The organism is Compostibacillus humi (assembly GCF_014637175.1).
Taxonomy (GTDB): domain Bacteria; phylum Bacillota; class Bacilli; order Bacillales; family Amphibacillaceae; genus Oceanobacillus; species Oceanobacillus humi.
The window spans coordinates 1-26946 of record NZ_BMEV01000046.1 but is presented as its reverse complement, the minus strand read 5'-3'; the positions used below and the strand labels follow the sequence as shown (position 1 = coordinate 26946).

The window sequence follows — 26946 nt, the reverse complement described above, 5'->3', positions numbered from 1 at the left end:
CCACAAAAGGCATATGAATGGTCAAACTCCAGGAAAGCATATTGGCGTATCGCAAAGAGTCCCATATTACACATAGCCCTTGGCACCAAATACTGGTCAAGCCAAGGGCTAAAAAGCATATCCGCTAGATATGAAATTTTGCGTCATACATAATCTGGAACCGCCGTATACGGAACCGTACGTACGGTGGTGTGAGAGGGACGGAGGTTAGTCACCTCCCCCTATCTCAATTTCCCTTTAATCCTTTCTTTTTCTGTTCTTATCCATTTCCCTTTATCATACATATGATTTTGAAAGGGGAATGCATATGAAGAAATGGCAACAGCAGATTCGTTCAATATTGATTCATTCTTTTGCACTTCCTTCTGACGTCATCTTAGAATTGCCGAGAATTACTGTGATCGGTCAAATTCATGCATATATTGAAAATTATGACGGCTTAACAGCCTTTTCTGATACAGAGCTCATTTTAAAAATGAAAAAGGGTTCTGTAAAGATTACTGGAGAATCCTTTGTGCTGAAAATGATGCTCCCTGAAGAAATTTTGTTAGAAGGGACAATTACGGATGTAAAATTTATTCCGGGATGAGGAATGGGAGGAGAACATGAAGCCAATACAAGGAGTTTATTTTCAAGGATATGTAAAGCTGACTGTAAAAGGGAACAATCCGGAACTATTTTTTCAAAAATGTATTGACCATCGCATCGTCGTGTGGAACGTAAAAAAAACTGCAGACGATGTTTGTGAAGGATATGTGAAAGTATCGGATATTCGCGCCATTCGGAAATTAAACAGGCAAACGAAAAATAAAATCTATTTTACGGAGAAAAAAGGCTATCCCTTTTTATTTCACCGTTTCCTTCGCCAAAGACCATTATGGATCGGGCTTATTTTGGCAATTCTCCTGTTTTTTGTTTTGTCGAATATCGTTTGGAACGTTGAAGTAACAGGTGTACCGAAAGAAATAGAAGCCAAAATTGAAAAGCAGCTGCGGGTATATGGCGTTCATCCGGGAGCATGGATTTTCGGGCTGGAATCCCCTAACACAATCCAGCAGCGATTAATTAGCGATATTCCGGAATTGCTTTGGGTTGGTGTGGAACAAAAAGGGACAACCTATCATTTGGAAGGGATCGAGAAAATTGTCGTAAAAGAAGCAGAAGCGCATAAACCGCGCAACTTAATCGCTTCAAAAAAAGGAGTTATTAAAAAGCTCTATGTGGAAAAAGGAGTTCCCATGGTGAAAGTAAACGATTATGTGGAACCTGGAGATATTCTCGTTTCTGGAGAAATAGAATCAGCAGGGGAAGAAAACAAAGATAAAAAGGATAAAAACAAAAAAGAAAAAGTGGCTGCCGAGGGGGAAATATATGCAACGACATGGTATGAAGTAAATGTGACTGTCCCGTTAAAGTATAAATATGAAAAAGTTACTGGAAATAAAGAAACAAAATATTTTTTGCAAATAGGTGAGGTGGAAATACCTATTTGGGGATTTGGCAAACCTTCTTTCCAGAAAACGGATACCGAAATTCATGAACAGGCGGTTCATTTTTTTGGATGGAAACTTCCTATCCAGTGGAATAAGAGAACATACTATGAAAAGGAGATTTTCCAAGGAGTCCGAACGGAAGCGGAAGCAAAAGAAATCGGGAAGAAGCAGGCAAAAGCGGACCTCTTGTTACAGCTTGGTCCAGATGCCAAAATATTGTCAGAAAATGTTTTGCAAGAGCGTTTAGATGATGGTAAAGTAAAGTTAAACCTGTATATCACTGTAGAAGAAAATATTGTACGCATACAACCATTAAATCAAGGAGATTGATTATGTCCGGGAATTTAAATGAAATCGAATTACACTTAAACAATGCACAAGAAGCATTAGCATTATTCGGTAACAATGATAAGTACTTAAAATTGCTGGAAAAGAAATTGGATATTTCCATCGTATCCAGGGGAGAACTGATACAAGTTTCTGGTGCAGACAACACGATTCCGATTATTCAAGATGTTCTCATTGCTCTGCTTCAAGTTATCCGGAAAGGAATCACCATTACGGAGCGGGATGTTGTTTATGCGGTCGATTTGGCAGCGAAAGGCAATATCCATCAGTTTGAAACGTTGTTTGAAGATGAAATCACTAAAAATGTCAAGGGAAAATCAATTCGAGTAAAAACTCTGGGACAGAAGAAATATGTTGCTGCGATTAAAAAGCATGATTTAGTTTTCGGCATTGGCCCGGCAGGTACCGGGAAAACGTATTTGGCAGTCGTGATGGCAGTTCATGCGTTAAAACATGGCATGGTAAAGCGAATTATTTTAACCCGACCTGCCGTAGAAGCAGGGGAAAGCCTAGGCTTTTTGCCAGGTGATTTGAAGGAAAAGGTGGATCCTTATTTACGGCCGTTATATGATGCATTGCATGATGTGCTCGGTTCAGACCATACGTTACGCTTAATAGAAAGAGAAACAATTGAGATCGCTCCGCTTGCCTATATGCGGGGGCGGACGCTGGATGATGCCTTCGTTATATTAGACGAAGCACAAAATACAACAACAGCACAAATGAAGATGTTTTTAACGAGGCTCGGATTTGGGTCGAAAATGGTAATAACCGGGGATATAACCCAAATCGATTTGCCGAAAGGAGTAATCTCTGGACTGGAAGTAGCACAGAAATTGTTAAGCGGAGTAGACGGAATTTCTTTTGTTCATCTGGAACAATCGGATGTGGTAAGACATCCTCTCGTGCAAAAAATTATTGAGGCATACGAACGGAAGGAATAAGAAGCTGACTGCATAACAACTCAATATGTATACAGTTTCGATAACTTGAAAAAACTTGCAAGACCCTTTGAAACGCGGGTCTTATTTCTATAATGAGGTTTTCAGGGAGAGGATTGAGCAGGTGAAAAAGAATCAGGAAAACTGGCTGAACAAATTATGGGAACTTGGAAATACTTGGGGAATAATTGTTTTATCGGCAAGTTTGTTAGGTTTGTTCTTTTTCTTTCTCACAATCAATAATGTATTTACGCAGACGTATGAAATTGAAAAGTTCAGCATTGCTTCGGAAACGATCCGTTCGCCGATTACGATTGAGAATAAACAAGAAACAGAACGCAGAATCCGCGAGTCGGTTCAGGCGGTGGAAGACCGATACGCCATATCCCAGGAAATTACGGAAGAAAGAATAAATTATATTCATGAAATCTTTGATGCCATTTCAACATTGGAAGAAGAGTACAGCGTCGAAAGAAAAGACGAGGATATTGCGGTTCCAATTACAGAGCAGGAAAAGGTGAACCGGCTGAAGCAAATTTTATCGGAAGACATTACTTCTTCTGTCAGCGATCAGACGTTAATTCAATTACTGCAAGTTCCTAAGAAGGACCGGGAAAAAGGGAGAACATTTTTCCTTAAAGCTGTAGAAGAAACTTTAAACGATGGAGTCCGAACGGAAAATTTGCAAACCTCTCTTGCACAAGTGAAAGACAACATTAAATATTCGGAGCTAAGCGAAGACTTAAAGAGTCCATTATCCAAGTTAACAGAATTTGCTATCGTGGAAAACTCCTTCTTTGATGTGGAATTGACATCTGAAGCAAGAAAAGAGGCAGCAAGCAATGTGAATCCGGTCATGATCCAAGCAGGAGAAATCATCGTCAGGGAAGGACAAGTTATAACGAATGATATATATGCAAAGCTGGAATTAGTCGGAGTACTGGACCAGCAGGCCAACTTGTTTCCAATCATCGGCCTAGTTCTGCTAATTCTTTTATTATGCCTGGTCATTGCCCATGAAATGAGGGTACTCTTATTAAAAGGAAAGCTGGACCAGCGGAAAATGATGGCCATCGTGTTTGTTAGCATTATTGTCGCTTCGATGATGAAAGTCATTAGTCTTTATACGACGACAGACAATTATTTGTTTTATGTGACTCCAATATCTATGGGGGTTTTATTGGTAAAGTTATTAATCCACGAAAGGTTTAGTTTTATCTTTGCTTCTGTAATGTCCATTCTTGCATCGGTTATCTTTAACGGAGAAATTCCGGGACAGTTAAATATCGAAGCGGGGATATATTGTTTCATATCACAAATAGCAGCCATCATCTTATTAAAGAATACGAAAGACCGGAGTTACTTTTTAAAGGCCGGATTTGGTATTACCATCGTAAATCTCACCGTAATCACTTTATTTATATTCTTGTCCTTTGAGAAATATACATACATGGATCTGCTGTTCCAAGGGGCTTTCGGTGTAGTGTCTGCGTTTCTCGCTTCTGTACTTACCATCGGTCTGCTGCCTTTTTTTGAGACAGGCTTAGGCATTTTAACTGACGGAAAGCTATTGCAATTATCCAACCCAAACCAGCCTTTATTGAAGAAAATATTAACGGAAGCGCCAGGAACGTACCATCATTCCATCATGGTAGCTAATTTAAGCGAGACTGCTTGTGAAGCAATCGGTGCAAACGGTCTTTTGGCGAGGGTCGGTTCCTACTATCATGATATCGGGAAGACAGTGCGGCCCCATTATTTCATAGAAAACCAGCTGTCCATTCAAAACCCCCATGATTTTATCGAACCGGAAGAAAGTGCTAAAATTATTATTAGCCATCCATATGATGGGGCTGAAATTTTAATGAAAGAGAAAATGCCGAATGAAATCATTGATATTGCCAAGCAGCATCACGGCACAACCTTATTAAAGTATTTTTACTTTAAAGCGAAGGAAACCGATCAGTTTGTGGAAGAGAAAGACTACCGTTATCCCGGTCCCAAACCGCAGACGAAGGAAGCGGCGATTATCTGTATATGCGATTCAGTCGAAGCAGCCGTGCGGTCATTAAAAGAGCCGACGGAAGAAAAAATCGAGGAAATTGTTTCCTTAATTATTAAAGATAGAATGACTGACGGGCAGATGAACGAGTGCCCTCTCACTTTAAAGGAACTTGAGACAATCCAAGAAACCATCTGTAATACGTTAAAAGGGATTTTTCACTCAAGAATCCAGTACCCGACGAAGGAGGCAAAATAATTGCAAATTGACTTTTTGGATAAAACCGATTCTATTTCAGAAGAACAGAAAAATTTATTGGAGCGATTATTGCAATTCGCTGCGAAAAAAGAAAAAGTTGCCGAAGATGCGGAAATATCACTTACCTTTGTTCATAACGAGGAAATTCAACAGCTAAATCGGGAGTATCGGGATAAAGATGCGCCGACCGATGTCATTTCTTTTCCGATGCAGGAAAAGACGGAAGGCGAGATGGATATTATTGGCGAGATGCTTCCGCCAGTTCTTGGAGATATTATCATTTCTGTTGATAAAGCAAAAGAACAGGCAGCAGACTATAACCATTCAATGGAACGGGAATTAGGATTTTTAACTGTCCACGGTTTTCTTCATTTATTGGGTTACGACCACATGAACGAGGAAGACGAAAAAAAGATGTTTCGTAAACAAGAATCCATACTTGGTGAATTTGGTCTTGAAAGATAAACGTCAAAAGATAGGTTTTGCGTTTGCCTGGAACGGACTAAAAGAAGTCATTTCAAAAGAATATAATTTCCGTATCCATTTAATCGCAGCTTTTCTTGTCATCATTGCCGGAATGATCTTCCGGTTATCTGCCGTTGAATGGGCGATCATACTCATCGTCGTCGGTTTTGTGCTAGTCATGGAAATGGTAAATTCCATTGTGGAACGGATCATAGACTATGTGAAACCGGAGTACCATATTCAGGCTAAGCTCATTAAGGATATTGCCGCAGCATGTGTCCTTGTTTCCGCAATTTTTGCGATCATTATCGGCATCCTTATTTTTGGTCCAAAGATTCTTTTACTTTTTTAACATATTGATATTGTGAAAACTTTTCCCCATTTTGTCGAAAGGCAAAATGGGTTTAGAATTTCTTTATTACTTATAGTATGATAAGGATAAAGATGAAACTGCTTACAGAAAAATGACGGAGGTACAACATGGGTTATAAATCAGGATTTATTGCCATCATCGGCCGTCCCAACGTAGGAAAATCGACATTTTTAAACCGGGTAATTGGTCAAAAAATAGCAATTATGAGTGACAAGCCGCAAACAACACGAAATAAAATACAAGGCGTATATACTACAGACGAAGCACAATATATTTTCATCGATACACCAGGGATTCATAAACCGAAGCATAAGCTTGGCGATTTTATGGTCAAAGTTGCAGAAAATACACTGAATGAAGTGGACGCCATCCTGTTTATGATTAATGCAAAAGAAGGATATGGCAAAGGCGATCAATATATTCTCGACCGGCTGCAAAACGTGAAAAGCCCAATTTTTCTCATCGTAAACAAAATAGATTTGGTTCATCCCGACGAACTCTTGCCGTTAATTGATTTGTATAAGGATAAAGGAAATTTTCAAGAAATTATTCCGATATCTGCACTGGAAGGAAATAATATTGACCGTCTGCTGCAAGTGTTAAAAGAATATCTTCCGGAAGGACCGAAATATTATCCGGAAGAACAGGTGACGGACCATCCGGAAAGATTTATTATTACCGAATTTATCCGGGAAAAAGTGCTGCAGCTGACGAGGGAAGAGATTCCCCATTCGATTACTGTCGTCATGGATAATTTAGAGCGAAGAGAAAACAATACGGTATTTATTCAAGCAACCATTATTACGGAGAGAAAATCCCAAAAGGGAATTTTAATAGGCAAACAAGGGAAAATGTTAAAGAATGTCGGCAAAAGAGCCCGAGAGGATATAGAAGCACTGCTCGGCTCAAAGGTGTATTTAGAATTATGGGTAAAAGTGAAAGAAGACTGGCGAAACAGGGAAAGCCAGCTGTACGAATACGGGTTCAGACAAGAGGATTATTAAATATGGAAATATTTATAACTCATGATTTGCAGAAACGATGGCCAGTCTAAATAGTGAAGTTACATTATTAAATATTTGGAAAGGTGGCTTCTTCATGATTGACCTTACTTGGAAACTGTTCAGCCAAACGGGAAATATTGAAACGTATTTATTGTATAAAGAATTGAGCAGTGAGGCGAAAAAGGAAAGCACAGTCCTTTCAGACAGGAAAAATGATTCACCGGTAGAATCAAACTAATAATGTAACTTTCACTTTCTAGCTAGGGAAATAAAGGGTGAATCGATGTGTTAGAAAAAATCGATGGGTTTATTATAAAAACGATAGACTATAGCGAGACACATAAAATTGTTACGATTTTCAGCAAAAAAATTGGCAAATTTACCGCCATCGCAAGAGGCGCAAAAAAACCAAAAAGCAGAATGGCTGCATTAACGCAGCCATTTATCTATGGTCAATTTTTCGTATATTTGCAGCAGGGGCTTAGCACAATCCAACAAGGAGAAATCATCCAATCCTACCGAAACATACGTGAAGATATTGTAAAAACCGCTTATGCCAGCTATGTTTCTGAATTAACGGATAAATTGCTGGATGACCGCAGGCCGGACTATTATCTGTTTGATCAGTTCCGCTTGACCTTTGACTGGATCAGTGACCATAATGAATATGAAATTCCTGTTTTAATGTATGAATTGAAGCTATATAAAAAAGGCGGATTTGCTCCTGTTGTTGACGCCTGTGTTCAATGCGGAAAGAAGAATTCACCTTACGCCTTTTCCATTCGCGAAGGCGGTTTGCTTTGCACACAATGTAAAGCATTCGACCCGGAGGCAGTCATGTTGTCAGATGTTCTCGTGAGGTTATTATACATTTTTTCGATAGTTGGATTAGAGCGGGTTAAATCGATTTCCTTAAAAGCTGAAAACAGGACAATGCTGCGCCGGCTCCTTGACGCTTACTATGACGAGTACGGCGGCTATAAACTCAAGTCGAAAAAGTTTTTGCAGCAAATTCATCACCTGGAGTAGTTTATTGTTGACATATTTCTTTTCTTGACTTATGATTTTACATAATTTCATACTGTTTGCGAAGATGAAGAGGAGTACTTGTTTGTAACTGTTTATAGCGAGTCCAGGACGGTGGGAGCTGGATAACAGGCAGCAAGGAAGGGCGCTTCGGAGCAAATGATTTTAAAGCGGCCTGAGATTTCTCGGGCAAATAGGGTGGAACCGCGGTGAAAGCCGTCCCTATGTCTAAATAAAGGCATATGGACGGTTTTTTGCTGTTTTATTTTCCGACTTTCATTTGCGAAAAAAATGGAGGGATATACAGATGAATATTCAACAGATGATACTTACTTTACAAGATTACTGGTCAAAGCATAATTGTATTCTCGTTCAAGCGTACGATGTGGAGAAAGGGGCAGGCACGATGTCGCCGATGACTTTGCTTCGCAGTCTCGGCCCGGAGCCGTGGAATGTCGCATACGTGGAACCTTCCAGAAGACCTGCGGACGGGAGATACGGGGAAAATCCAAATCGGCTGTACCAGCATCATCAGTTTCAGGTGATTATGAAGCCTTCTCCGGATAATATACAAGAATTGTATTTAAATTCACTGAAGGAATTGGGAATCGACCCATTAGAACATGATATCCGTTTTGTGGAAGACAACTGGGAAAACCCGACGTTAGGCGCAGCAGGACTTGGCTGGGAAGTGTGGCTTGACGGTATGGAAATTACCCAATTTACGTACTTTCAGCAAATCGGGGGACTGGAAGCAAATCCGGTGGCCGTCGAATTGACATACGGAATTGAACGGCTGGCATCCTATATTCAAGATAAGGAGAACGTCTTTGATCTCGATTGGAATGAACAATTTACGTACCGGGACATTTTCTACCAGCCGGAATACGAACATTCCAAATATACCTTTGAAGAGTCCGATACAGAAATGCTGTTTCAGCTATTCCGGATGTACGAAAAAGAGGCGGAGCGGACAATGGAAAAAGGGCTCGTCTTTCCTGCCTATGATTACGTATTAAAATGTTCCCATACGTTTAACTTGCTCGATGCAAGGGGAGTTATCAGCGTGACAGAGCGTACAGGATATATTTCGAGAATCCGGAATTTGGCGCGAAAAATTGCCAAAGCATATGTAAAGGAAAGGGAACGGCTCGGTTTTCCAATGTTAAAAAAGGAGGATCAATAAAATGGGAAAAGACATTTTATTTGAAATCGGACTGGAAGAATTGCCTGCCCGCTTTATTGATGATGCAGAAAAACAGCTTCGCACGAAAACGAAACAATGGTTTGAAGAAAACCGAATATCCTATCAGCGCATTACGTCCTACTCCACGCCGCGCCGGCTTGCTGTGTTAATTGAACAGGCCGTGGAAGAACAAGAAACGGTAGAGGAAGAAGTAAAGGGACCATCATTAAAAGTTGCCCAAACGGAAGACGGAGCCTGGTCGAAGGCGGCTGTCGGATTTACGAAAGGCCAAGGGATGACAGTTGATGATATTTATACGAAAGAGGTAAAAGGCGTTTCTTATATTTATGTAAAAAAGCGAATTGATGGAAAAAAAACGAAGGAACTTTTGCCCGCTTTCAAGGAAATAATTGAAGGAATTCAATTCGGAAAAAATATGCGCTGGTCAACCGAATCTTTGCGTTATGCCCGGCCAATCCGTTGGCTAGTCGCATTGTACGGCGAAGAAATCATTCCATTTGAAATCGCCTCTGTCCCGACGGACCGGATTACGTATGGTCACCGGTTTTTAGGGAAAAAAGTCTCTTTAAACAATCCGAAAGATTATGAAAACGTGATGGAAAAACAGTATGTCATTGTGAATGCGGAAGATCGAAAGAAACGGATTTTAGATAGCATTCGGGAACTGGAGATTAATCATGACGTAGTTATCCCTGTGGATGATTCGCTGCTTCATGAAGTATGCAACTTAGTTGAATACCCGACGGCTTTTGTCGGATCTTTTGATGAACGTTTTCTTAATCTGCCGGAAGAAGTGTTAATTACATCGATGAAGGAGCATCAGCGTTATTTTCCTGTGAAAACAAAAGAAGGCCAATTATTGCCTAAATTTATTGGAGTACGCAACGGAAACGACAAGAAACTGGATACGGTTGTGAAAGGAAATGAAAAAGTTCTCCGCGCACGACTTTCGGATGCCGAATTTTTCTTTGAAGAAGATCTTAAAAAACCAATTGACTATTATGTTGAAAGGCTCGAAAAAGTTGTATTCCAAGAAAAACTTGGCACGTACATGGAGAAAGTGAAAAGAGTGCAGTCGATTGCAGTACAGACTGCTTCCCTTATTAATCAAGAATCTTGCTTCCTGCAAAAAACAGAGCGGGCAGCCATGATCAGTAAATTTGACCTCATGACGAATATGGTTCAGGAATTTACCGAACTGCAAGGCATTATCGGAGAAAAATATGCGGCTATTTACGGAGAAGAGGATGACATTGCAGCGAGCATCCGGGAACATTACATGCCAATCAATGCCAACGGGAAACTTCCTGACACAATGCTTGGATCGATTCTGAGTGTTGCAGATAAAATGGATACAGTTGTCGGCTGTATTTCCGTCGGTTTAATTCCAACCGGCTCCCAAGATCCGTACGGCTTACGGAGACAAGCTACAGGAATACTCCGTATTCTGGAAGAAAACAATTGGGATATATCACTGGAAACAATTTTAGAGATTGCTTTACAGCAGTATCAAGACAATAAATATATCGAAAACACGGAAGACGTTAAAAAGTCTTTGCATGAATTTTTCCAGCAGCGGGCAACGTTTATTTTGCGGGAAAAACAGATTGAACAGGATGTAATTCACGCTGTTCTTGACAAAGAAATCGGTCTGTTTAACTACGCGGAAGAAAAAGCACTATTGTTGTCCCAAAAGCGTCATGATTCTGATTTTAAACGAACCCAAGAAGCTTTAGTACGGGTGTTAAATATAGCGAAAAAAACAGAGGAAACAGAAGTGGATACAGATTATTTGCAGACAGAGTCGGAGCGGGCGCTGTTTCGATCCTATCTGGAAGCAAAAGAAAATTATGACGAAGGAAAACGGGAGAAGAATGCAAATAAAGCGCTTCAAGCATTAACTGAACTGACAGAACCGATTCATGCATTTTTTGATCACAATATGGTGATGGCTGAAGACGAAAATCTGAAAAGGAATCGCCTTGCATTATTAAACAGGATAGCAAAACTGACGAATGACTTTGCAAACTTATCCATCATTGAGTGGAAACAGCATCAATAAAAGAGAATAAAAGCCAAAAAAAGTATGACACAATTCCTTTTTTAGGGAAAATAGTATATAATAATTCAAGAGAACCGTTTGGCAAGCTGCTGCCGAATGGAACGAGCTGCTTCGCTGGGCAGCTTTCGCTATATTTATTGTAACGGGAAACTTTTTTGGCTTTCTCTTGAGATGTAAGGGAATGGCCAATTTATTATTTAATCATGCGAATCGTTCGGATGTGCAAGGCGGTGAGATTGTGGAGTTATCAAAAAGGCAAGAACAAATTATAGAAATCGTCAAAGCAAATGGACCAATCACAGGAGAAAATATCGCAGAAAAATTAAATTTGACTCGGGCAACATTAAGGCCGGATTTAGCCATTTTAACGATGGCCGGATTTCTGGAGGCCCGCCCGCGGGTCGGTTATTTTTATACCGGGAAAACCGGGTCTGAATTATTGACGGAAAAAATAAAAAAGTTTAAAGTCCAGGATTTTCAGCAAATCCCAGTCGTCGTAAGGGAAGAAGTTTCCGTTTATGATGCCATTTCCACCATGTTTTTAGAAGATGTGGGCACTTTATTTGTCGTTAATGAAAAATCGTGTTTAACCGGAGTTGTTTCCAGGAAAGACTTGTTAAGGGCAAGTATCGGACAGCATGATTTGAATGCCCTGGACATACATATCATCATGACACGGATGCCCAATATTACCGTATGCCGGAAAGACGATCTGCTGCTTGAAGCGGCAAAGAAATTAATTGAGAAACAAATTGACGGACTCCCTGTAGTAAAGGATACAGAGGATGGTTTACACGTAGTTGGGCGAATTACAAAGACGACGATTACGAAAGTATTTGTCGAATTAGCTACGGATAGTGCGCTGTAATGTAAAAGAAGGGTGGCAACGTCATGTTAGGTGAAAAAACGATTTATGTTTTGTCTGATTCTGTCGGTGAAACTGCCGAACTCGTCGTCAAGGCGGGATTAAGCCAGTTTAACGGCGTAGATTATCAAATCAGCCGAATTCCTTATGTAGAAGATAAGGAAACAATCGATGAAGCATTGCAAATGGCAAAAGATACGTCAGGAATAATTAGTTTCACCCTTGTGGATCCGAAGTTACGAAAATATATTAAAGAACAGGCTGAAAAATTAAATATTGAAGCAGTTGACATAATGGGTCCGACAATGGAAGCGATGGAGAGAGCGTTTCAAAAGCCTCCCCGCCTGGAAGCAGGTCTTGTACATAAACTGGATGAAGACTATTTCAAGCGGGTAGAAGCAATTGAGTTTGCCGTAAAGTATGACGATGGCAGGGACCCTAGAGGAATCGCAAGGGCGGATATTATATTGATTGGCGTTTCCAGAACATCCAAAACTCCATTGTCCCAGTATTTAGCACTTAAACGGATAAAGGTGGCAAACGTTCCAATTGTGCCAGAAGTGGATCCGCCGGAAGAACTGTTTGAAGTCGATCCGAAAAAGTGTATTGGTTTAAGCATTAAACCGGAGAAATTAAACGAAATTCGCAAAGAGCGACTAAAAGCCTTAGGATTAAAGGACGAAGCAACCTATGCAAATATGGACCGAATTCACCAGGAATTGGATTATTTTAATCAAATTGTGGATAAAATAGGTTGTAACGTAATTGACGTATCCAACAAGGCGGTAGAAGAGACAGCAAGTATTATCTTGCATATGTTACATCGAAAATGAAACACGGAAAAACATTCTACCATATGTAGAATGTTTTTCATTTTGATAACATTTAATTCAAATAAATAGAATTTTTAGGTGCATTGTATTATAATAACTATTTGTGTAAAGATATTAATGTGTATTATTTCACATCATTTAAGCATATTCTGAAAAGTTAAACATTATTCATAAAGAAGGATTCTGCAGTTTTTTGTAGAAATATAGTAGTGAATGAGTATGAAATTGCAGGTGCAGGCCTTCAAGATGCTTGAAGTGAGGCGATGTATGTATTATTTGAAAAAAATGTCGAATCTTGCAGGATAATTTTCATTCGCCGCGAATGAGTAAGTATGGTGATACAGATGGCCAACCAAATACAGGAAGAAGTCATAGAAGATATAAAAAAGGCAAATGACATTGTTGATGTCGTAGGAGAATATGTACAGCTTAAAAAACAGGGCAGAAATTATTTTGGATTATGTCCTTTCCATGGGGAAAAAACGCCATCATTTTCCGTAACCCAAGAAAAGCAGATTTTCCACTGCTTTGGCTGCGGTAAAGGCGGAAACGTCATTACGTTTATGATGGAAATAGAAAGTCTCTCTTTTATTGAGGCAGTGCAGTTTTTGGCCAAGCGTGCCGGTATTTTTCTTCCGGAATGGGAAGAACCCCGCAGTTCGGTATCGAAAGAAAATGATACGGCATTATCTGCTTTTGAATGGCTGACAAAATATTATCACCATATGTTAAAGCATTCAAAACAGGGGAAAGAGGGTTATCGTTACTTGCTTCATCGTGGCATATCCGATTTGACCATAGAAGAGTTCCAATTAGGATTTGCGCCAAATGACACGGATTTTACAATTGAATTTTTGCTCAAGAAAGGATTCCATGAAGCAATGCTCGTCAAAGAAGGAATACTTTCGCTGCAGACTAACAGCAAGCAGGTAACTGATCGATTTCGGGGGAGGGTAATATTTCCTATTCGAAATCACTTCGGGAAAACAGTCGCCTTTGGAGGAAGAATTATCTCGGAAGGCGAGCCAAAATACTTAAACAGTCCAGAAAGCAGCCTGTTTCATAAAGGGAAATTATTGTTTAATTTTGACCTGGCAAGAAAACATATTAGAAAAGAAAATGAAGCTATTTTGTTTGAAGGATATGTGGATGTCATTGCCGCATATCAAGCCGGGATTAAACATGCAGTAGCCACATTAGGAACATCGCTTACCGACTACCAGGCAAAATTGTTACGGCGCTATGTAGATACATGTATTATTTGCTATGACGGGGATCAGGCCGGTATTGAAGCAGCCTATAAGGCAGCAAATTTGCTGCGTCAGACCGGATGCAATGTTAAAATTGCAAATCTGCCCGATGGAACTGACCCGGACAGCTATATCCGGACCTTAGGCGGAGATGCTTTCCGCAATAATATTATAAAAAAAAGTGAACCGTACAACACGTTTTACTTGCGCTATTTGCGGAGAAACTTTGATTTCAGCCAAGAATCGGAACGAATCCGCTATGTGGAAGCTGCCATTAAGCATCTCGCACTGATTAAGAGCTCCGTAGAAAGGGAATATTACTTAAAAGAGCTTAGCAATGAATTTGATTTTAGCTTGGAAGTGCTGAGAGAAGAAATCCATAAGGAGCAAAGAAAACAGCAGCCAAAGGACAAACGCAGTACAAACCGCATTGCTAATAAATCGTTTTTCATAAAGAATCAGAAGCTGCTGCCGGCCTTTCATAATGCGGAACGAAAACTTTTGTACTGGATGTTACAAGATGAGCAAATTGCGGATAAAGTAAAAGAAGAAATTGGTGCAGGTTTTAATATTGATTTGCATAAAATAATTGCAACACATCTATTTGCTTTTTATGAAGAAGGTCATCACCCGGATATCAGTTTATTTCTGGAAAGAATTCATGATCCTGAAATAAAACAATTAGTCACTGAATTGGCAATGTCCGTGGATGATACGGATATAAGCGAACCTGAACTAATGGATTATATAGATTTAATTCGAAAACAAGGCCATGATATAAAAAGCATTCATTCTTTGAAGGAACAGCAGAGAATAGCGGAACAACAAAGAGACCCTATTAGAGCAGCGCAAATTGCCAAAGAAATTATTGAAATCCAAAAACAGCTGAAGAATAGATAAGTCAAATTACATTGGAAGGAGGGGGACTCTGTTGGCTGAGAAAAAACAAACTGAGTTGAATGAAAATGAACAAACATTGGAACACGCAAAAGAAAAATTAGTAGAAATTGGTAAAAAACGAGGAACAATTGCTTATGAGGAAATTGCAGATCAATTAAGCAATTTTGAAATTGATTCAGACCAAATGGATGAGTTCTATGAGTACCTTGAGGAACAAGGTGTGGAAGTGATAGGTGATTCCGAGGATGACCCGAATATGAAGGAAATAGCAAAAGAAGAAGACTTTCAGCTGGATGATGTCAGTGTTCCTCTTGGGATAAAAATAAATGATCCGGTACGAATGTACTTAAAAGAAATCGGCCGGGTAAATTTACTATCTGCAGAAGAGGAAATCGAACTTGCCACCCGTATCGAACAAGGAGACGAAGAGGCGAAAAGGCGGTTAGCTGAAGCAAACTTGCGATTAGTTGTAAGCATCGCAAAACGGTATGTAGGTCGCGGAATGTTATTTCTCGATTTAATCCAAGAAGGAAATATGGGATTAATTAAAGCGGTCGAAAAATTTGATTATCGTAAAGGTTTCAAATTCAGTACGTATGCTACTTGGTGGATTCGTCAGGCGATTACACGAGCCATTGCTGACCAGGCACGAACGATTCGGATTCCTGTTCATATGGTTGAAACCATTAACAAACTGATTCGGGTTCAGCGTTCATTGCTGCAAGATTTAGGCCGTGAACCGACACCGGAAGAAATCGGAGAGGAAATGGAACTTTCTCCGGAAAAAGTCCGGGATATATTAAAAATTGCCCAAGAGCCTGTTTCATTGGAAACTCCAATCGGTGAAGAAGACGATTCTCATTTAGGCGACTTTATCGAAGACCATGAAGCTGTATCCCCATCGGAACATGCTGCTTACGAACTCCTGAAAGAACAGCTGGAGGATGTATTAGACACATTGACCGACAGGGAAGAAAATGTATTACGTCTTCGATTTGGGTTGGATGACGGCCGTACCCGTACACTGGAAGAAGTAGGAAAAGTCTTCGGCGTAACTAGGGAGCGCATTCGTCAAATTGAAGCAAAGGCGCTGCGGAAATTAAGACATCCTAGCCGCAGCAAGCGTTTGAAAGATTTCCTTGATTAAGAAGGAGGTGTCATTGTTATCCAATGGCCTTCCTTTCTAATTTTTTGCCGATGGCGGTTTGGGGGGAGTGCTTTGTCAAAGGAACGAATCGCAGTCATTATTAGCGAAATTCAATATTGGAAAGAGCACAAATTACTCCCTGAAGAATATTGTAATTTTTTATTGGCATTGTATACAAATGGAGAAGGTATAGGGGAGAACGAGAAATATAAAAATCGTTCTTCTGTCCGTACCTTCCTTCAAGTTGTGTTAATGGTTTTATTGTTACCGTTTTCTTTTCTTGTGATATATTTTACGAAATTTCCATCCGTTTTGCAACTTAGTATTTTAATTCTATTTCTAAGCTACAGCTTTTGGTGTTTTCTTTATTATAAAAAGAAAAACATCCGAATAATGCATCTTTCCTTGGTCATAACCTTAATGCTTATTCTGCTTTCAACGGTTTTTATTGGGAATTTGACGCGAAATGCTGCCATCGTAAATACGATTATTTTCTTAAACTTTCTTTTTTGGATGGGACTAAGCTGGAAAAATAAATGGAATTATTTAATGATTACAGCAATTATTGGGATTATGTTTACCATAATCTACAATGTTTTATAAAATTTCACATCTTTATTCTTTAAACTAAAGTCGTTTTCGAGTAAACTATAGTTAGTGTCTATTTTTATATAGAAATACTAGGGGATACATAAGGAGGAAAACAGAATGAAAAGAAACCCAGCATTTGGATATGGAATCATCGCAGTTTTGGGTATTGTACTTATGATTGTCATTGCTTTTGTTGGTGTCGATATGCGCGATAAAGCGGCACAGGAAGCAGAGCAAGGTACGGAACAAACTGCTGAAGAAGGTGAGGTTTCCAGCGATCCGGAAGCTATTTATGCAAATAATTGTGCGGCTTGTCACGGGGCGGATTTATCTGGAGGAGCTGGCCCGGAACTAGCAAACATCGGCTCTAAATACTCCCCAGAAGAGCTTGCTGAAATTATTCAAAACGGTATCGGCACGATGCCTGCACAATCCCATATTCCAGCAGAAGAAGTCAGTTTGCTAAGCGAATGGCTAAGCGAAAAACAATAATATATTTTAAAGAGAGAAGCTTTCTGTCCTGATCAGAAAGCTTTTCTTTTTAGGTTCTATGTCAAATGTTGGGGTTTAGGCTACCGCGCTTGCGCTTGGTGGCCTCTTCCTTTATTGGTGAAATAAATTTCACCAATAAAGGAAAAGGAGTAAAAGGAAACTGTCTTCCTAACCCACATGAACTCCAATTTCTTTATACTTGTGCGATAGTAATATTCGTGCACGGGAACGTCTAAAGTTTCTAAATCCAAACGCATTCCGTTTCATGACTTTCGTGTGATTATTAATCCCTTCTAAAAATCCATTTGAATATCCATATACAAAGCTGTTTAATATTTCTGTTTGCCAGTTCTTTAAGGTCTGAATATTTCTTTTAAATTCTGGTATTCCTGATTCTTCCACCAACTCATAAAAGCGATATAAACCTTTTTTTGTTTCTTGGATTTTCTCAAGGCCATTCTGTTTTGCTTGTTGGAACCATTTACAGTACTTTTCTTTTAATTGATAGGCTGCTCTTAATTCTTCCGACATCTGACAATACCTGTTCAAGTACCATCGATCCTTATCAGATAATTTCCCGCTGTCCTTGTAAAATACATAACGCATTTTTTTGCACTTTTTCCGATCGTAGTCATTCCAAGTACTTTGTACCCGCCTGCGAACGGCATCTAATGCCCAATAAATATACCGGCAAAAATGAAAACGATCTGCGACAATCACCGGTCTATCTAGAGCTTTGTTCACCGCAGCTTTAAAGGATGGGCTCATATCCATTACTACGACACCTACCTTTGCCCCATACTTACGCAGGTAGTTGGCAATGGTTTTTTTCCTCCGATTCGGAAGAATGTCAATGGGTTCCTTTGTTTCCCCATTTGCGATAATGACTTGATATTTACCTTCTTTTGTATCACCTTTGTATTCATCGATGGAGATGACACGAGGAAGCTCCTCTACATCTTTTAGCTCTTTCTCTGCAAGCTCATCAAATCTGCGAATGATAGTAGATGGGGAAGCGCCAAATTGCTGGCTAATTTCTTTAAATGTCTTCGCTCTTACACTGCGTATATTTACGGCTCGATTCCATTCTTTGGAAAAACGCTGGTAACGATCCACAATCGTATTTTTCTCATAAAATCTTTTTCCGCATGCATCACATCTATATCTGCGCTTCCGATAAAAAATATAGCTTAAACGCTCAAACCATTTTAAATGCTTAATTTTTTGCACTCGATAATCATGTATTTTTCGCGTTTTTTTACCACATTTTGGGCATCTGTGGGTTTGGACCTTCATTTCGACAAATATGGCTATTCGATCCTCAAATTCCTCCACCTTTGTAATAATTACATCTTCTAAACCAGGGATTTTTATGGTATTATTCATTTACACGCTTCTCCTCTCTTTTTGCTTGTTTCTCGTCAATTCAAGTATAAAAGAAATTGGAGAAGCGTGCTTTTATTTGTCTTTAAATTATTTCTAAACCCCAACATTTAGTATAGAGCCTCTTTTTAAAAAGTAAGACCCATTATTTTACAAAATCCTTTACAATTGATTTAATTAATCGTGTAGAAATTCAGTGAGGTACAGCTATGGAAAAAAATTTACCGATTACAGAACGTTTAAAATCGATTGCCTCTTTTTTGCCGGAAGGAGCCTATTTTGCTGACATTGGATCCGATCATGCTTATTTGCCATGTTATAAATGTCTTCGTGACCCTGCCTCCCGGGCGATTGCCGGTGAAGTAAACGAGGGACCATATGAACGGGCAAAAAAGACGGTTCATGCCTTCAAATTGGAAAAACAAATTGACGTCCGGCTCGGAAACGGATTTGATATACTCACAGCGAAGGATGCTGTAAAACAAGTTGTGATTGCTGGCATGGGAGGATCCTTAATCACATCGATTTTAGAAAATGGAAAACAAAAGCTTAAAACCGTTGAACGAATTATTGTACAGCCTAACGTGGATGAGCGAAGTACGCGCAAATGGCTCCATCAGCATCAATATTCGATTGTCGCGGAAATGATTTTGGAAGAAAAAGGCCATATTTATGAAATTATCGTTGCAGATAAAAAAGCGGAGTCTCTCCATTTAACGGAAGAGGAATATTTATTTGGCCCCGTCCTATTAAGGAACCAAACTGAAATATTTCGGAAAAAGTGGCAGCAGCGGTATGATAAATTGCAACAAATTATTGAGCAGATGAAAAAGGCAAACATCATCAATGAAAAGAAAGTTGCTTGGTTTGAAATGCAGCTAAAAATGGTGGAGGAGGTATTGAACAATGGAAAAAGAACTTAAACATGCAGATGTTTTTCGGCTGCTGGAGAAACTCGCTCCGAAAGACCTTGCTTATGATTGGGACAACGTCGGTTTACAAGTCGGCTCGGATAAACATTTGGTGAAGAAAATAATGGTAACGTTGGACGTGCTCGAGCCAGTCGTAGATGAAGCGATTAATAAAGAAGTCAATCTAATCATCGCCCATCATCCAATGCTGTTTAAACCGCTGAACCAGATTCATGTGGAAAGCCCACAAGGAAGAATGGTTTCCAAATTATTAAAACATGATATTACGGTATATGCCGCCCATACGAATTATGATTTGGCTGAAGGAGGAATGAACGATATCCTTTGTGAAAAATTAAATATTCAGCCTACCCACCATGTTCGGGAATACCGGGTTCAATCTTTGTACAAACTCGTTTGTTTTGTCCCTTTATCCCATGCTGAAAAGGTGAGAGATGCAATGGGAAACAGCGGTGCAGGCCATATTGGAAATTACAGCCATTGCACTTTCCAATCGCAAGGGCAGGGGACATTTAAACCGCTGGAAGGAACAAACCCATACATTGGCACACAAAATCAATTAGAATTTGTCGATGAAGTACGAATGGAAACAATTGTGGAAGAGGAAAATCTGAACAAAGTTGTCCAAGCAATGATTAACGCGCACCCATATGAAGAAGTAGCATACGATATATACCCGCTGGAAAATAAAGGAAAAAAATATGGTCTCGGCAGAATTGGAACGTTGGCCAAACCGGTAACTTTACGCGAATTTGCCGTTCACGTGAAAAATAAGCTGGACATTCCCTATGCAAGAGTAACAGGGGACTTGGAAGCACAAATTAGAAAAGTTGCTATCCTTGGAGGCAGTGGGGAAAAATATATCCACGCCGCAAAACAAAAGGGGGCAGATGTTTACATTACCGGTGATATGACGTTCCATGCAGCCCAAGATGCTTGGCAAATGGGTTTAGCGGTAATTGATGCCGGGCATTATATAGAAAAGGCGATGAAAGAAAGTGTCAAACGATATTTAGAAAATAACTTGGACGATAACGTTGAGATTATCGTCTCGGAAACGAATACCGACCCATTTCAATTTATCTGATGAAAAAGGAGTATACATACATGAACCAATCGGATTTTCGTCGATTTGCTTTAAATGATAAGATATTAGAAGTTATCCGGCTGCTCTCGTTTAAACAACCGACTCAAATTCAAGCTAAAGTCATCCCAAAAGCGCTAAAAGGAGAAAGTGTCATCGGCAAATCCCATACCGGTTCAGGAAAAACCCATGCATTTCTGCTGCCGATTTTTAACCGGCTGGATGAAGAGAAAAAAGAAGTCCAGTTTGTCATTACTGCTCCGACGAGGGAACTGGCAAGTCAAATTTATGATGAAGTACGAAAAATTATCCAGTTGGCGGGAAAACAAGGGATATGGACGAGCAAGCTGCTGATTGGCGGTACGGACAAGCAGAAAATGGTCGAAAAATTAAAGCAGCCGCCCCATATCATCGTTGGGACGCCCGGACGGATCTTGGACTTGGTAAAGGAAAATGCCCTTTCCATTTATTCTGCGACATCTTTTGTTATTGATGAAGCTGACTTAATGGCGGATTTAGGATTTATAGAGGATATCGACCAGTTATTGATTCGCTGCAAGGAAGACATTCAATTATTAGTTTTCTCTGCAACAATTCCTGTCCGGCTGGAACACTTTTTGCAAAAATATTTAGAACACCCGGCATTTATTGAAATCGAAGGCCATTTATCTCCGGAAACGATGGAGCATTTATTAATTGCCAAGAAGCACCGGGATGAAAGTGACATCATCGGACAAATTGCCCAAATCATCCAGCCTTATTTAGCGATAATTTTTACGAACGGGAAAAAACAGGCAGATGACTTAAGCATGGCTCTCGGAACAAAAGGAATCAGCACCGGACTGATTCACGGCGGACTTTCCCCGAGGGAAAGAAAAAGGGCATTAAAAGATATACAGCAATTACGATATCAATATATCGTTGCCACGGATTTGGCTTCAAGGGGAATTGACATCAAAGGGGTCAGTCATGTCATTAATGCACAAATGCCGAAGGAAGAAGAATTTTATATCCATCGGGTCGGAAGAACGGCAAGGGCCGGGATGGAAGGTACTGCCATCAGCTTGTATACGGATGAAGATATCCCGTTAATTCGCAAACTGGAAGAAAAAGGGATAAACTTTGCTTACGTCGATGTAAAACATGGTGAAATTGTCGAGGCAAAAGCATGGAACGCCCGAAATTTGCGAAAAAGTAATACATCAGATTTAGAAAAGGAAGCATGGAAAAGAGTTAAAAAAGCTAAAAAAGTAAAACCTGGATATAAGAAGAAAATGAAAAAACAGCAGCAAGCGATAAAAAGACAACTGGCAAAAAAATTAAAACGCAGAACTTAATCATGGGGAAGGTGTAATTTATGTTAAAAATAGGATCACACGTATCGATGAGCGGGAAAAAAATGCTGCTTGCTTCCAGTGAGGAAGCCGTTTCCTATGGAGCGAATACATTTATGATTTATACTGGTGCTCCGCAAAATACGAGAAGAAAACCGATTGACGAACTGAATATTGAAGCAGGTATAAAACATATGGAGGAACATGGAATAACCGATATTGTTGTTCATGCGCCGTATATTATTAATATCGGGAACTCGTCCAAGCCCGAAACATTTGAATTGGGCGTTAATTTCCTCCGCAGTGAGATTGAACGGACGGAAGCAATTGGCGCCAAACAGATCGTTTTACACCCAGGCGCCCACGTTGGAGCAGGAGCGGAAACTGGGATTAAAAAAATTATTGAAGGACTAAATGAAGTCATTGACAAAAATCAAGATGTACAAATTGCCCTGGAAACAATGGCGGGCAAAGGTTCAGAAATCGGCCGTACTTTTGAGGAAATCGCCAAAATAATTGACGGAGTAACGCATAATGAAAAATTGTCTGTCTGTATTGACACGTGCCACCTGCACGATGCGGGCTATGATGTGGTGCATGATTTTGATGGCGTTTTAAACGAATTTGATAAAATTATCGGTGTCGACCGGATCAAAGTAGTACATGTGAACGACAGCAAAAATGAAAGAGGATCCCATAAAGACCGCCACGAAAATATCGGATTTGGACATATCGGATTTGATGCATTAAATTATATTATTCGCCATGAACAGTTTAAAGAATTGCCGAAAATATTAGAAACACCATATGTTGGGGAAGATAAGAAAAATAAAAAGGCGCCGTACAAACATGAAATTGCAATGATTCGAAACGGAAAATTTGAGGAAACGCTGAAAGAGCAAATTATGGAACAGGAATAAATCACAATTAATTAAAAACCCAAGTATGCAACTATTATGCTTACTTGGGTTTTTATTTACATTAATCTTCCAATAAATATCCGAGTCCATGCCGTTCTACAAGTTCCATCAACAGCTTTTCTGTTTTTTTCACCGTAGCCGGGTCGGTAATCATTGCCAGCTGCTGCATCATTTTAATTCTTTCTCGCTTTTTAAACGGATCCAATGTATTAGTCCGTAAAAAATTGGAAATCTCCTGGGCTTCGGCATGGGTTAAGTGAAACCCATATTGCCGGGCATAATATAAAATCTCTTCCGATGTAACCTGTTTCAGTTTATTTTTTACAAACTCTTTAATAAAAACAGACATCTTTTTACTCCTTTTGATACTGATATGCTATAAACTATGCGAAAAATTAAAATGGGTGACTTCCACAAAATAACATCAGTAATATAGTGAGAAGGTCCATAAACTATACTTGCACCTCAAGTTTATTGAAGGAGGCAAGTTCTATGGATGACTATCGGAGGGACCGGGTCGAGAAAAGTCCCAATCATGGTGAAGAAAGAAGGAATCAGGATTATATTGGTATAGAGCATGACAGTTCCCGCAATGAAGAATTTGCAGCTGAATTTACAGCAGATGACTATCAGAGAAGAGTGCATCGGGAAGAAGATACGAATACGATGTATGGCTGGATTGGAATTCTATTGTCGGTACTGTCCTATTTCTTCTGGCCCGTTGTGCTTGGAGGCGCTGGGATTATTTTAGGATTTGTTTCCCGAAACCGAGGAGCGGAAACGTTAGGGAATATTGCCATTGCTGCAGGTGTTATTTCCATCCTCATTACCTTCTTTTTATTACCGTTTATATAACGGTGCACAAGGAGACGATATCTTTCGTCTCCTTATTTTATTGGCTAATATTGTATATAGGGAAAAAGTAAAACTTGTACGCTTCCAGCTGGAGCGGATCCGCATTCGGATTTAGCTTTTGAAAATCTTGAAGGATTATTTGCCTTTTGAATCTTGCACCATCGTGCAATTCTTCCATAATTGAAAATATTGTATCTCCTGGTTCCGTTTTAACTTGAATTACCTGGACGAATGTCTCTTCGCTTTCCTGTCTTTCTACAGGTTTTTCTGTACTAAGTGAGAGGTCTTTATATATACTTTGGATGAGAAATATGATTAAAATAAAAATTAAGAAACGCCGCATTTTTTTCCTTCTTTCATCTTTTTCTTTTCTTGAAGATGAAACAATTTATCTGTCTGAATCGTATGTACATAGGGAAAGGGGAGGTCTTTCATGGAAATATTTGAATGGGAATGGATTGGCTTTATCATAACCTTTTTTGGAACATTGTTTTTAATAGGGGAAGTACTCGTGAATGCCAGAGGAATTTTCGGTTTGCTCGGCATCGGATTTATTACCGTCTATTTTGGTGCATATGTTGAGACAAGTTCCTTTATTCTAATGCTTATTTTATATTTTGTCGGGTTATTCCTCATCGTATTAGACGGTAAAGTAATTAATGATGGTACTTTTGCCACGATTGGCTTGGCAATCATGTTAGTATCCGTAGCGCTGGCAGCATCTTCCTTCACTGCTGGGCTTTACGCCGTATTAGGAGTGATTATTGGGAGCGTTTCTTCCCTCATGTTTTTGAAAGTATTTAAAAAACGGCAAATGTGGAAAAAGATTGCTCTCAAAGACCAATTAACGAAAGAAAAAGGATACAATTCCATGAATATGGAATATGAAAAATTAGTCGGACAAGAGGGAACAACATTAACGGATTTGCGGCCGGTCGGAACGATTCAAATTGGCAAAAAACAATACAGTGCGATATCCGACGGTCAATGGATAGGAAAAAATACGGCTATCCGAGTGGTCCAAGTTGACGGCACAAAAATTCTTGTCGAAAAATTAAGCAAAGAAATCCTGGATTAAACCGGGATTTTTTTTATTAGCGTATCGAAATAGGGGGAATATAAAACTGAAGGGAAATTGAATTGTAAATTTATTGTTAATTCTTCTTGCAAATACTTTACATGCTATTAACAAAAAATTAATATGGATAAGGGTTATAAAAAAAGATTACAGATGAAGGGATGTAACATAGTTGGAGATCGACATACAGACACTGATTTTTGAATTTATCGGGGGACTAGGTATCTTTTTGCTGGGAATAAAATTTATGGGAGACGGATTGCAGAAGTCTGCCGGAGACCGTCTTAGAGACATTCTGGACCGATTTACAAGCAATCCGTTTCTTGGTGTACTGGCAGGGATTATTGTAACAGGACTGATTCAAAGCAGTTCTGGCACGACCGTATTAACCGTCGGACTTGTCAATGCTGGTTTTATGACATTAAGACAAGCAATTGGTGTTATTATGGGTGCAAATATCGGTACAACAGTAACCGCGTTTATCATCGGTTTTGATATCGGAGAATATGCGTTGCCGATTATGGCGGTCGGGGCATTTTTATTATTTTTCTTTAAAAACCAAAAGGTTAATAATGTCGGACAGGCTGTGTTCGGCTTCGGTTCCCTATTCTTTGGACTTGAGCTAATGAGCAGTGGTGTGAAACCATTACGCAGCTTAGAAACATTTCATGAGTTAACAGTGAGCATGAGTGATAACCCAATCTTAGGTGTAGTTATTGGAACAATTTTTACTGTCATTGTTCAAAGTTCCAGTGCAACGGTCGGTATTTTGCAAGGGCTGTATTCTGAAGGTGCTCTAACTTTAAATGCTGCTTTGCCAGTACTATTTGGAGATAATATCGGAACAACAATAACCGCTGTTTTGGCATCGATCGGAGCAACGGTAGCGGCAAAACGGGCAGCATTAACCCACGTATTATTTAACGTCATTGGTACTACTATATTTTTGACGATATTAGGCTTATTCACTTCTTACGTGGCCTTTTTGCAAGCAAAGCTAAATCTGAATCCGGAAATGACGATAGCCTTCGCTCATGGAAGCTTTAACGTTATTAATACCATTATTCAATTTCCATTTATTGGAGTTTTAGCATGGATCGTTACTAAATTTGTCCCTGGTAAGGATACCATTATCGAGTATAAGCCGAAACATTTGGATCCGATTTTTATCGAACGCTCAGCATCTTTAGCATTGGAGCAGGCAAAATCGGAGGTAATCCGTATGGGTGAATTTGCAACTAAAGGTCTGGAGGAAACTAATCTGTATCTGACAACGAACAGTCCGAAACATTCAGAAATGGCGATGCAAATTGAAGATGCGATTAATAATTTGGACCGAAAGATTACGAATTATTTAATCGATATTTCTGCAAAAACTTTATCCGAAGCGGATAGTGCGAAGCATACAGCATTAATGGATTCGGTACGGGATATTGAACGAATTGGAGACCATTTCGAAAATATTGTGGAACTAGTTGATTATAAAATTTCTCATAAAGTGCAAATGACGGATCAAGCAATGGAAGATTTAAACAACATGTTTGATCTGACCTTAATGACGGTGAAACAGGCGATTGAGTCATTGGATAGTATGAACCGGGAAAAAGCATTGGAAGTAATCCAGAAGGAAGAAGAAATCGACCAGATGGAACGCTCCTTCCGTAAAAAACATATTATCCGCATGAATGAAGGTTTGTGCAGTGCGTCTGCCGGTATTGTTTTCGTGGACATCATCAGCAACTTGGAACGAATTGGGGACCATGCAGTAAACATCGCCGAGGAAGTACTTGGAGACTGAAGAATTAATAGAATAGTTCCAAACAGGTATAGCTGTTTGGAACTATTTTTCTGTTTCGAAACATAATTTGGGGGTGGAAAAAAGGTATATTTATTGCGAATATAACCACTAATAAGCCAATTAACAGGTACCATCGTGGTAATCTAACCAAGTATGTATTTCTTTTAAAGCTAAAAATGAAAAAAATGGATATTTTTTAAGTTTACCCAAAAATAAAGCTTGACTTTGAAACAAAAACAGGCATCCGAAAATTTGGTGCAAAAGAGCACTTTTGGATGCCTGTTTTTCTCTCTATGGATCCAAAA

At 39.5% G+C, this 26946-nt stretch carries 27 protein-coding genes and 1 other annotated feature; of the genes, 24 read left to right on the top strand and 3 right to left on the bottom strand.

The genetic code is table 11. The features are described from left to right. Positions 1 to 307 precede the first annotated feature (307 nt). The 17 genes from yqfC to cccA all read left to right on the top strand — a co-directional run bounded on the left by yqfC (position 308) and on the right by cccA (position 17257). Entirely contained in the window at positions 308 to 589 is a 282-nt protein-coding gene (gene yqfC, locus IEV18_RS11875; RefSeq protein WP_188392600.1) for a sporulation protein YqfC, read from the top strand. Between the two features lie 16 nt (positions 590 to 605). Then, on the top strand, positions 606 to 1823 hold the full coding sequence (yqfD, locus tag IEV18_RS11870) for a sporulation protein YqfD (protein WP_188392599.1): 1218 nt from the start codon (positions 606 to 608) through the stop codon (positions 1821 to 1823). A gap of 2 nt (positions 1824 to 1825) precedes the next feature. Then, positions 1826 to 2785 carry a PhoH family protein gene (locus IEV18_RS11865; RefSeq protein WP_188392598.1) on the top strand — a complete coding sequence of 320 codons (960 nt, stop codon included), beginning with the start codon at positions 1826 to 1828 and terminating at the stop codon, positions 2783 to 2785. Between the two features lie 121 nt (positions 2786 to 2906). Continuing rightward, on the top strand, positions 2907 to 5042 hold the full coding sequence (locus tag IEV18_RS11860) for an HD family phosphohydrolase (protein WP_188392597.1): 2136 nt from the start codon (positions 2907 to 2909) through the stop codon (positions 5040 to 5042). After that, complete coding sequence (gene ybeY, locus IEV18_RS11855) at positions 5043 to 5507, top strand: rRNA maturation RNase YbeY (RefSeq protein ID WP_188392596.1); 465 nt, start codon at positions 5043 to 5045, stop codon at positions 5505 to 5507. It abuts the gene before it with no gap. After that, positions 5497 to 5859: a diacylglycerol kinase family protein gene (locus IEV18_RS11850; RefSeq protein ID WP_229733648.1), complete on the top strand. Its 363-nt coding sequence runs from the start codon at positions 5497 to 5499 to the stop codon at positions 5857 to 5859. The genes ybeY and IEV18_RS11850 overlap by 11 nt, the downstream gene beginning before the upstream one ends. 128 nt (positions 5860 to 5987) lie before the next feature. Next, positions 5988 to 6884 carry a GTPase Era gene (gene era / locus IEV18_RS11845; RefSeq protein WP_188392595.1) on the top strand — a complete coding sequence of 299 codons (897 nt, stop codon included), beginning with the start codon at positions 5988 to 5990 and terminating at the stop codon, positions 6882 to 6884. A gap of 94 nt (positions 6885 to 6978) precedes the next feature. Further along, entirely contained in the window at positions 6979 to 7122 is a 144-nt protein-coding gene (locus IEV18_RS11840; protein WP_188392594.1) for a YqzL family protein, read from the top strand. A gap of 47 nt (positions 7123 to 7169) precedes the next feature. Continuing rightward, positions 7170 to 7913 carry a DNA repair protein RecO gene (gene recO, locus IEV18_RS11835; protein ID WP_188392593.1) on the top strand — a complete coding sequence of 248 codons (744 nt, stop codon included), beginning with the start codon at positions 7170 to 7172 and terminating at the stop codon, positions 7911 to 7913. Positions 7914 to 7965: 52 nt separating this feature from the next. Then, positions 7966 to 8137: a binding site (T-box leader), on the top strand. 80 nt (positions 8138 to 8217) lie between these two features. Continuing rightward, positions 8218 to 9096: a glycine--tRNA ligase subunit alpha gene (gene glyQ / locus IEV18_RS11830; protein ID WP_188392592.1), complete on the top strand. Its 879-nt coding sequence runs from the start codon at positions 8218 to 8220 to the stop codon at positions 9094 to 9096. Between the two features lies 1 nt (position 9097). Next, the gene (gene glyS, locus IEV18_RS11825; protein ID WP_188392591.1) at positions 9098 to 11179 is read left to right on the top strand and encodes a glycine--tRNA ligase subunit beta; all 2082 of its coding nucleotides are present in this window, start codon (positions 9098 to 9100) and stop codon (positions 11177 to 11179) included. A 181-nt stretch (positions 11180 to 11360) separates the two neighbouring features. Further along, positions 11361 to 12047, top strand: coding sequence for a transcriptional regulator CcpN (ccpN, locus tag IEV18_RS11820; protein WP_188392590.1), 687 nt, complete (start codon positions 11361 to 11363; stop codon positions 12045 to 12047). 23 nt (positions 12048 to 12070) lie between these two features. Continuing rightward, positions 12071 to 12877, top strand: a complete 807-nt coding sequence (locus tag IEV18_RS11815; protein WP_188392589.1) for a pyruvate, water dikinase regulatory protein — start codon at positions 12071 to 12073, stop codon at positions 12875 to 12877. Between the two features lie 344 nt (positions 12878 to 13221). Next, complete coding sequence (gene dnaG / locus IEV18_RS11810) at positions 13222 to 15027, top strand: DNA primase (protein WP_188392588.1); 1806 nt, start codon at positions 13222 to 13224, stop codon at positions 15025 to 15027. A gap of 31 nt (positions 15028 to 15058) precedes the next feature. After that, entirely contained in the window at positions 15059 to 16174 is a 1116-nt protein-coding gene (gene rpoD, locus IEV18_RS11805) for an RNA polymerase sigma factor RpoD (protein WP_188392587.1), read from the top strand. Positions 16175 to 16246: 72 nt separating this feature from the next. Beyond that, positions 16247 to 16777 (top strand): hypothetical protein, encoded by a 531-nt coding sequence (locus tag IEV18_RS11800; protein WP_188392586.1) that lies wholly within the window; start codon positions 16247 to 16249, stop codon positions 16775 to 16777. Between the two features lie 105 nt (positions 16778 to 16882). Further along, on the top strand, positions 16883 to 17257 hold the full coding sequence (gene cccA / locus IEV18_RS11795; protein ID WP_188392585.1) for a cytochrome c550: 375 nt from the start codon (positions 16883 to 16885) through the stop codon (positions 17255 to 17257). A gap of 168 nt (positions 17258 to 17425) precedes the next feature. On the opposite strand, the gene IEV18_RS11790 is transcribed toward cccA, so the two are convergent. Next, the gene (locus IEV18_RS11790; RefSeq protein ID WP_188392584.1) at positions 17426 to 18643 is read right to left on the bottom strand and encodes an ISL3 family transposase; all 1218 of its coding nucleotides are present in this window, start codon (positions 18641 to 18643) and stop codon (positions 17426 to 17428) included. A gap of 206 nt (positions 18644 to 18849) precedes the next feature. Between IEV18_RS11790 and IEV18_RS11785 the strand changes: the two genes are divergently transcribed. The 4 genes from IEV18_RS11785 to IEV18_RS11770 are packed head-to-tail and all read left to right on the top strand — an operon-like array spanning position 18850 to position 22910. After that, a complete protein-coding gene (locus tag IEV18_RS11785; protein ID WP_188392583.1) occupies positions 18850 to 19563 on the top strand; it encodes a tRNA (adenine(22)-N(1))-methyltransferase in 714 nt (237 codons plus the stop codon). Then, complete coding sequence (locus IEV18_RS11780; RefSeq protein ID WP_188392582.1) at positions 19547 to 20659, top strand: Nif3-like dinuclear metal center hexameric protein; 1113 nt, start codon at positions 19547 to 19549, stop codon at positions 20657 to 20659. Before IEV18_RS11785 ends, IEV18_RS11780 begins: the two co-directional genes overlap by 17 nt. 20 nt (positions 20660 to 20679) lie before the next feature. Then, positions 20680 to 21993 carry a DEAD/DEAH box helicase gene (locus IEV18_RS11775; protein ID WP_188392581.1) on the top strand — a complete coding sequence of 438 codons (1314 nt, stop codon included), beginning with the start codon at positions 20680 to 20682 and terminating at the stop codon, positions 21991 to 21993. Positions 21994 to 22013: 20 nt separating this feature from the next. Then, entirely contained in the window at positions 22014 to 22910 is an 897-nt protein-coding gene (locus tag IEV18_RS11770; RefSeq protein ID WP_188392580.1) for a deoxyribonuclease IV, read from the top strand. Positions 22911 to 22971: 61 nt separating this feature from the next. On the opposite strand, the gene IEV18_RS11765 is transcribed toward IEV18_RS11770, so the two are convergent. Further along, positions 22972 to 23259, bottom strand: a complete 288-nt coding sequence (locus tag IEV18_RS11765) for a DUF2624 domain-containing protein (protein ID WP_188392579.1) — start codon at positions 23257 to 23259, stop codon at positions 22972 to 22974. A 143-nt stretch (positions 23260 to 23402) separates the two neighbouring features. On the opposite strand from IEV18_RS11765, the gene IEV18_RS11760 reads away from it, so the two are divergent. Beyond that, positions 23403 to 23765, top strand: a complete 363-nt coding sequence (locus tag IEV18_RS11760; RefSeq protein ID WP_188392578.1) for a hypothetical protein — start codon at positions 23403 to 23405, stop codon at positions 23763 to 23765. A 37-nt stretch (positions 23766 to 23802) separates the two neighbouring features. Here the strand turns inward: IEV18_RS11760 and yqfZ are convergent, their stop codons facing one another. Then, positions 23803 to 24108, bottom strand: coding sequence for a protein YqfZ (yqfZ, locus tag IEV18_RS11755; protein ID WP_188392577.1), 306 nt, complete (start codon positions 24106 to 24108; stop codon positions 23803 to 23805). A 90-nt stretch (positions 24109 to 24198) separates the two neighbouring features. Here yqfZ and IEV18_RS11750 point away from each other — a divergent pair, with 90 nt between their 5' ends. Then, positions 24199 to 24843 carry an NfeD family protein gene (locus IEV18_RS11750; protein WP_188392576.1) on the top strand — a complete coding sequence of 215 codons (645 nt, stop codon included), beginning with the start codon at positions 24199 to 24201 and terminating at the stop codon, positions 24841 to 24843. Positions 24844 to 25015: 172 nt separating this feature from the next. Next, positions 25016 to 26641, top strand: a complete 1626-nt coding sequence (locus IEV18_RS11745) for a Na/Pi cotransporter family protein (RefSeq protein ID WP_188392575.1) — start codon at positions 25016 to 25018, stop codon at positions 26639 to 26641. The last annotated feature ends 305 nt before the right edge of the window (positions 26642 to 26946 follow it).

Coding starts and splice junctions, on each gene's coding strand:
- IEV18_RS11775 (WP_188392581.1), top strand. CDS start 20,680: ATGAACCAATCGGATTTTCGTCGATTTGCTTTAAATGATAAGATATTA.
- IEV18_RS11815 (WP_188392589.1), top strand. CDS start 12,071: ATGTTAGGTGAAAAAACGATTTATGTTTTGTCTGATTCTGTCGGTGAA.
- IEV18_RS11780 (WP_188392582.1), top strand. CDS start 19,547: ATGGAAAAAGAACTTAAACATGCAGATGTTTTTCGGCTGCTGGAGAAA.
- IEV18_RS11785 (WP_188392583.1), top strand. CDS start 18,850: ATGGAAAAAAATTTACCGATTACAGAACGTTTAAAATCGATTGCCTCT.
- IEV18_RS11790 (WP_188392584.1), bottom strand. CDS start 18,643: ATGAATAATACCATAAAAATCCCTGGTTTAGAAGATGTAATTATTACA.
- yqfZ (WP_188392577.1), bottom strand. CDS start 24,108: ATGCGGCGTTTCTTAATTTTTATTTTAATCATATTTCTCATCCAAAGT.
- IEV18_RS11865 (WP_188392598.1), top strand. CDS start 1,826: ATGTCCGGGAATTTAAATGAAATCGAATTACACTTAAACAATGCACAA.
- IEV18_RS11840 (WP_188392594.1), top strand. CDS start 6,979: ATGATTGACCTTACTTGGAAACTGTTCAGCCAAACGGGAAATATTGAA.
- yqfC (WP_188392600.1), top strand. CDS start 308: ATGAAGAAATGGCAACAGCAGATTCGTTCAATATTGATTCATTCTTTT.
- IEV18_RS11760 (WP_188392578.1), top strand. CDS start 23,403: ATGGATGACTATCGGAGGGACCGGGTCGAGAAAAGTCCCAATCATGGT.
- IEV18_RS11750 (WP_188392576.1), top strand. CDS start 24,199: ATGGAAATATTTGAATGGGAATGGATTGGCTTTATCATAACCTTTTTT.
- ccpN (WP_188392590.1), top strand. CDS start 11,361: ATGGCCAATTTATTATTTAATCATGCGAATCGTTCGGATGTGCAAGGC.
- cccA (WP_188392585.1), top strand. CDS start 16,883: ATGAAAAGAAACCCAGCATTTGGATATGGAATCATCGCAGTTTTGGGT.
- glyQ (WP_188392592.1), top strand. CDS start 8,218: ATGAATATTCAACAGATGATACTTACTTTACAAGATTACTGGTCAAAG.
- glyS (WP_188392591.1), top strand. CDS start 9,098: ATGGGAAAAGACATTTTATTTGAAATCGGACTGGAAGAATTGCCTGCC.
- IEV18_RS11765 (WP_188392579.1), bottom strand. CDS start 23,259: ATGTCTGTTTTTATTAAAGAGTTTGTAAAAAATAAACTGAAACAGGTT.
- era (WP_188392595.1), top strand. CDS start 5,988: ATGGGTTATAAATCAGGATTTATTGCCATCATCGGCCGTCCCAACGTA.
- IEV18_RS11770 (WP_188392580.1), top strand. CDS start 22,014: ATGTTAAAAATAGGATCACACGTATCGATGAGCGGGAAAAAAATGCTG.
- yqfD (WP_188392599.1), top strand. CDS start 606: ATGAAGCCAATACAAGGAGTTTATTTTCAAGGATATGTAAAGCTGACT.
- dnaG (WP_188392588.1), top strand. CDS start 13,222: ATGGCCAACCAAATACAGGAAGAAGTCATAGAAGATATAAAAAAGGCA.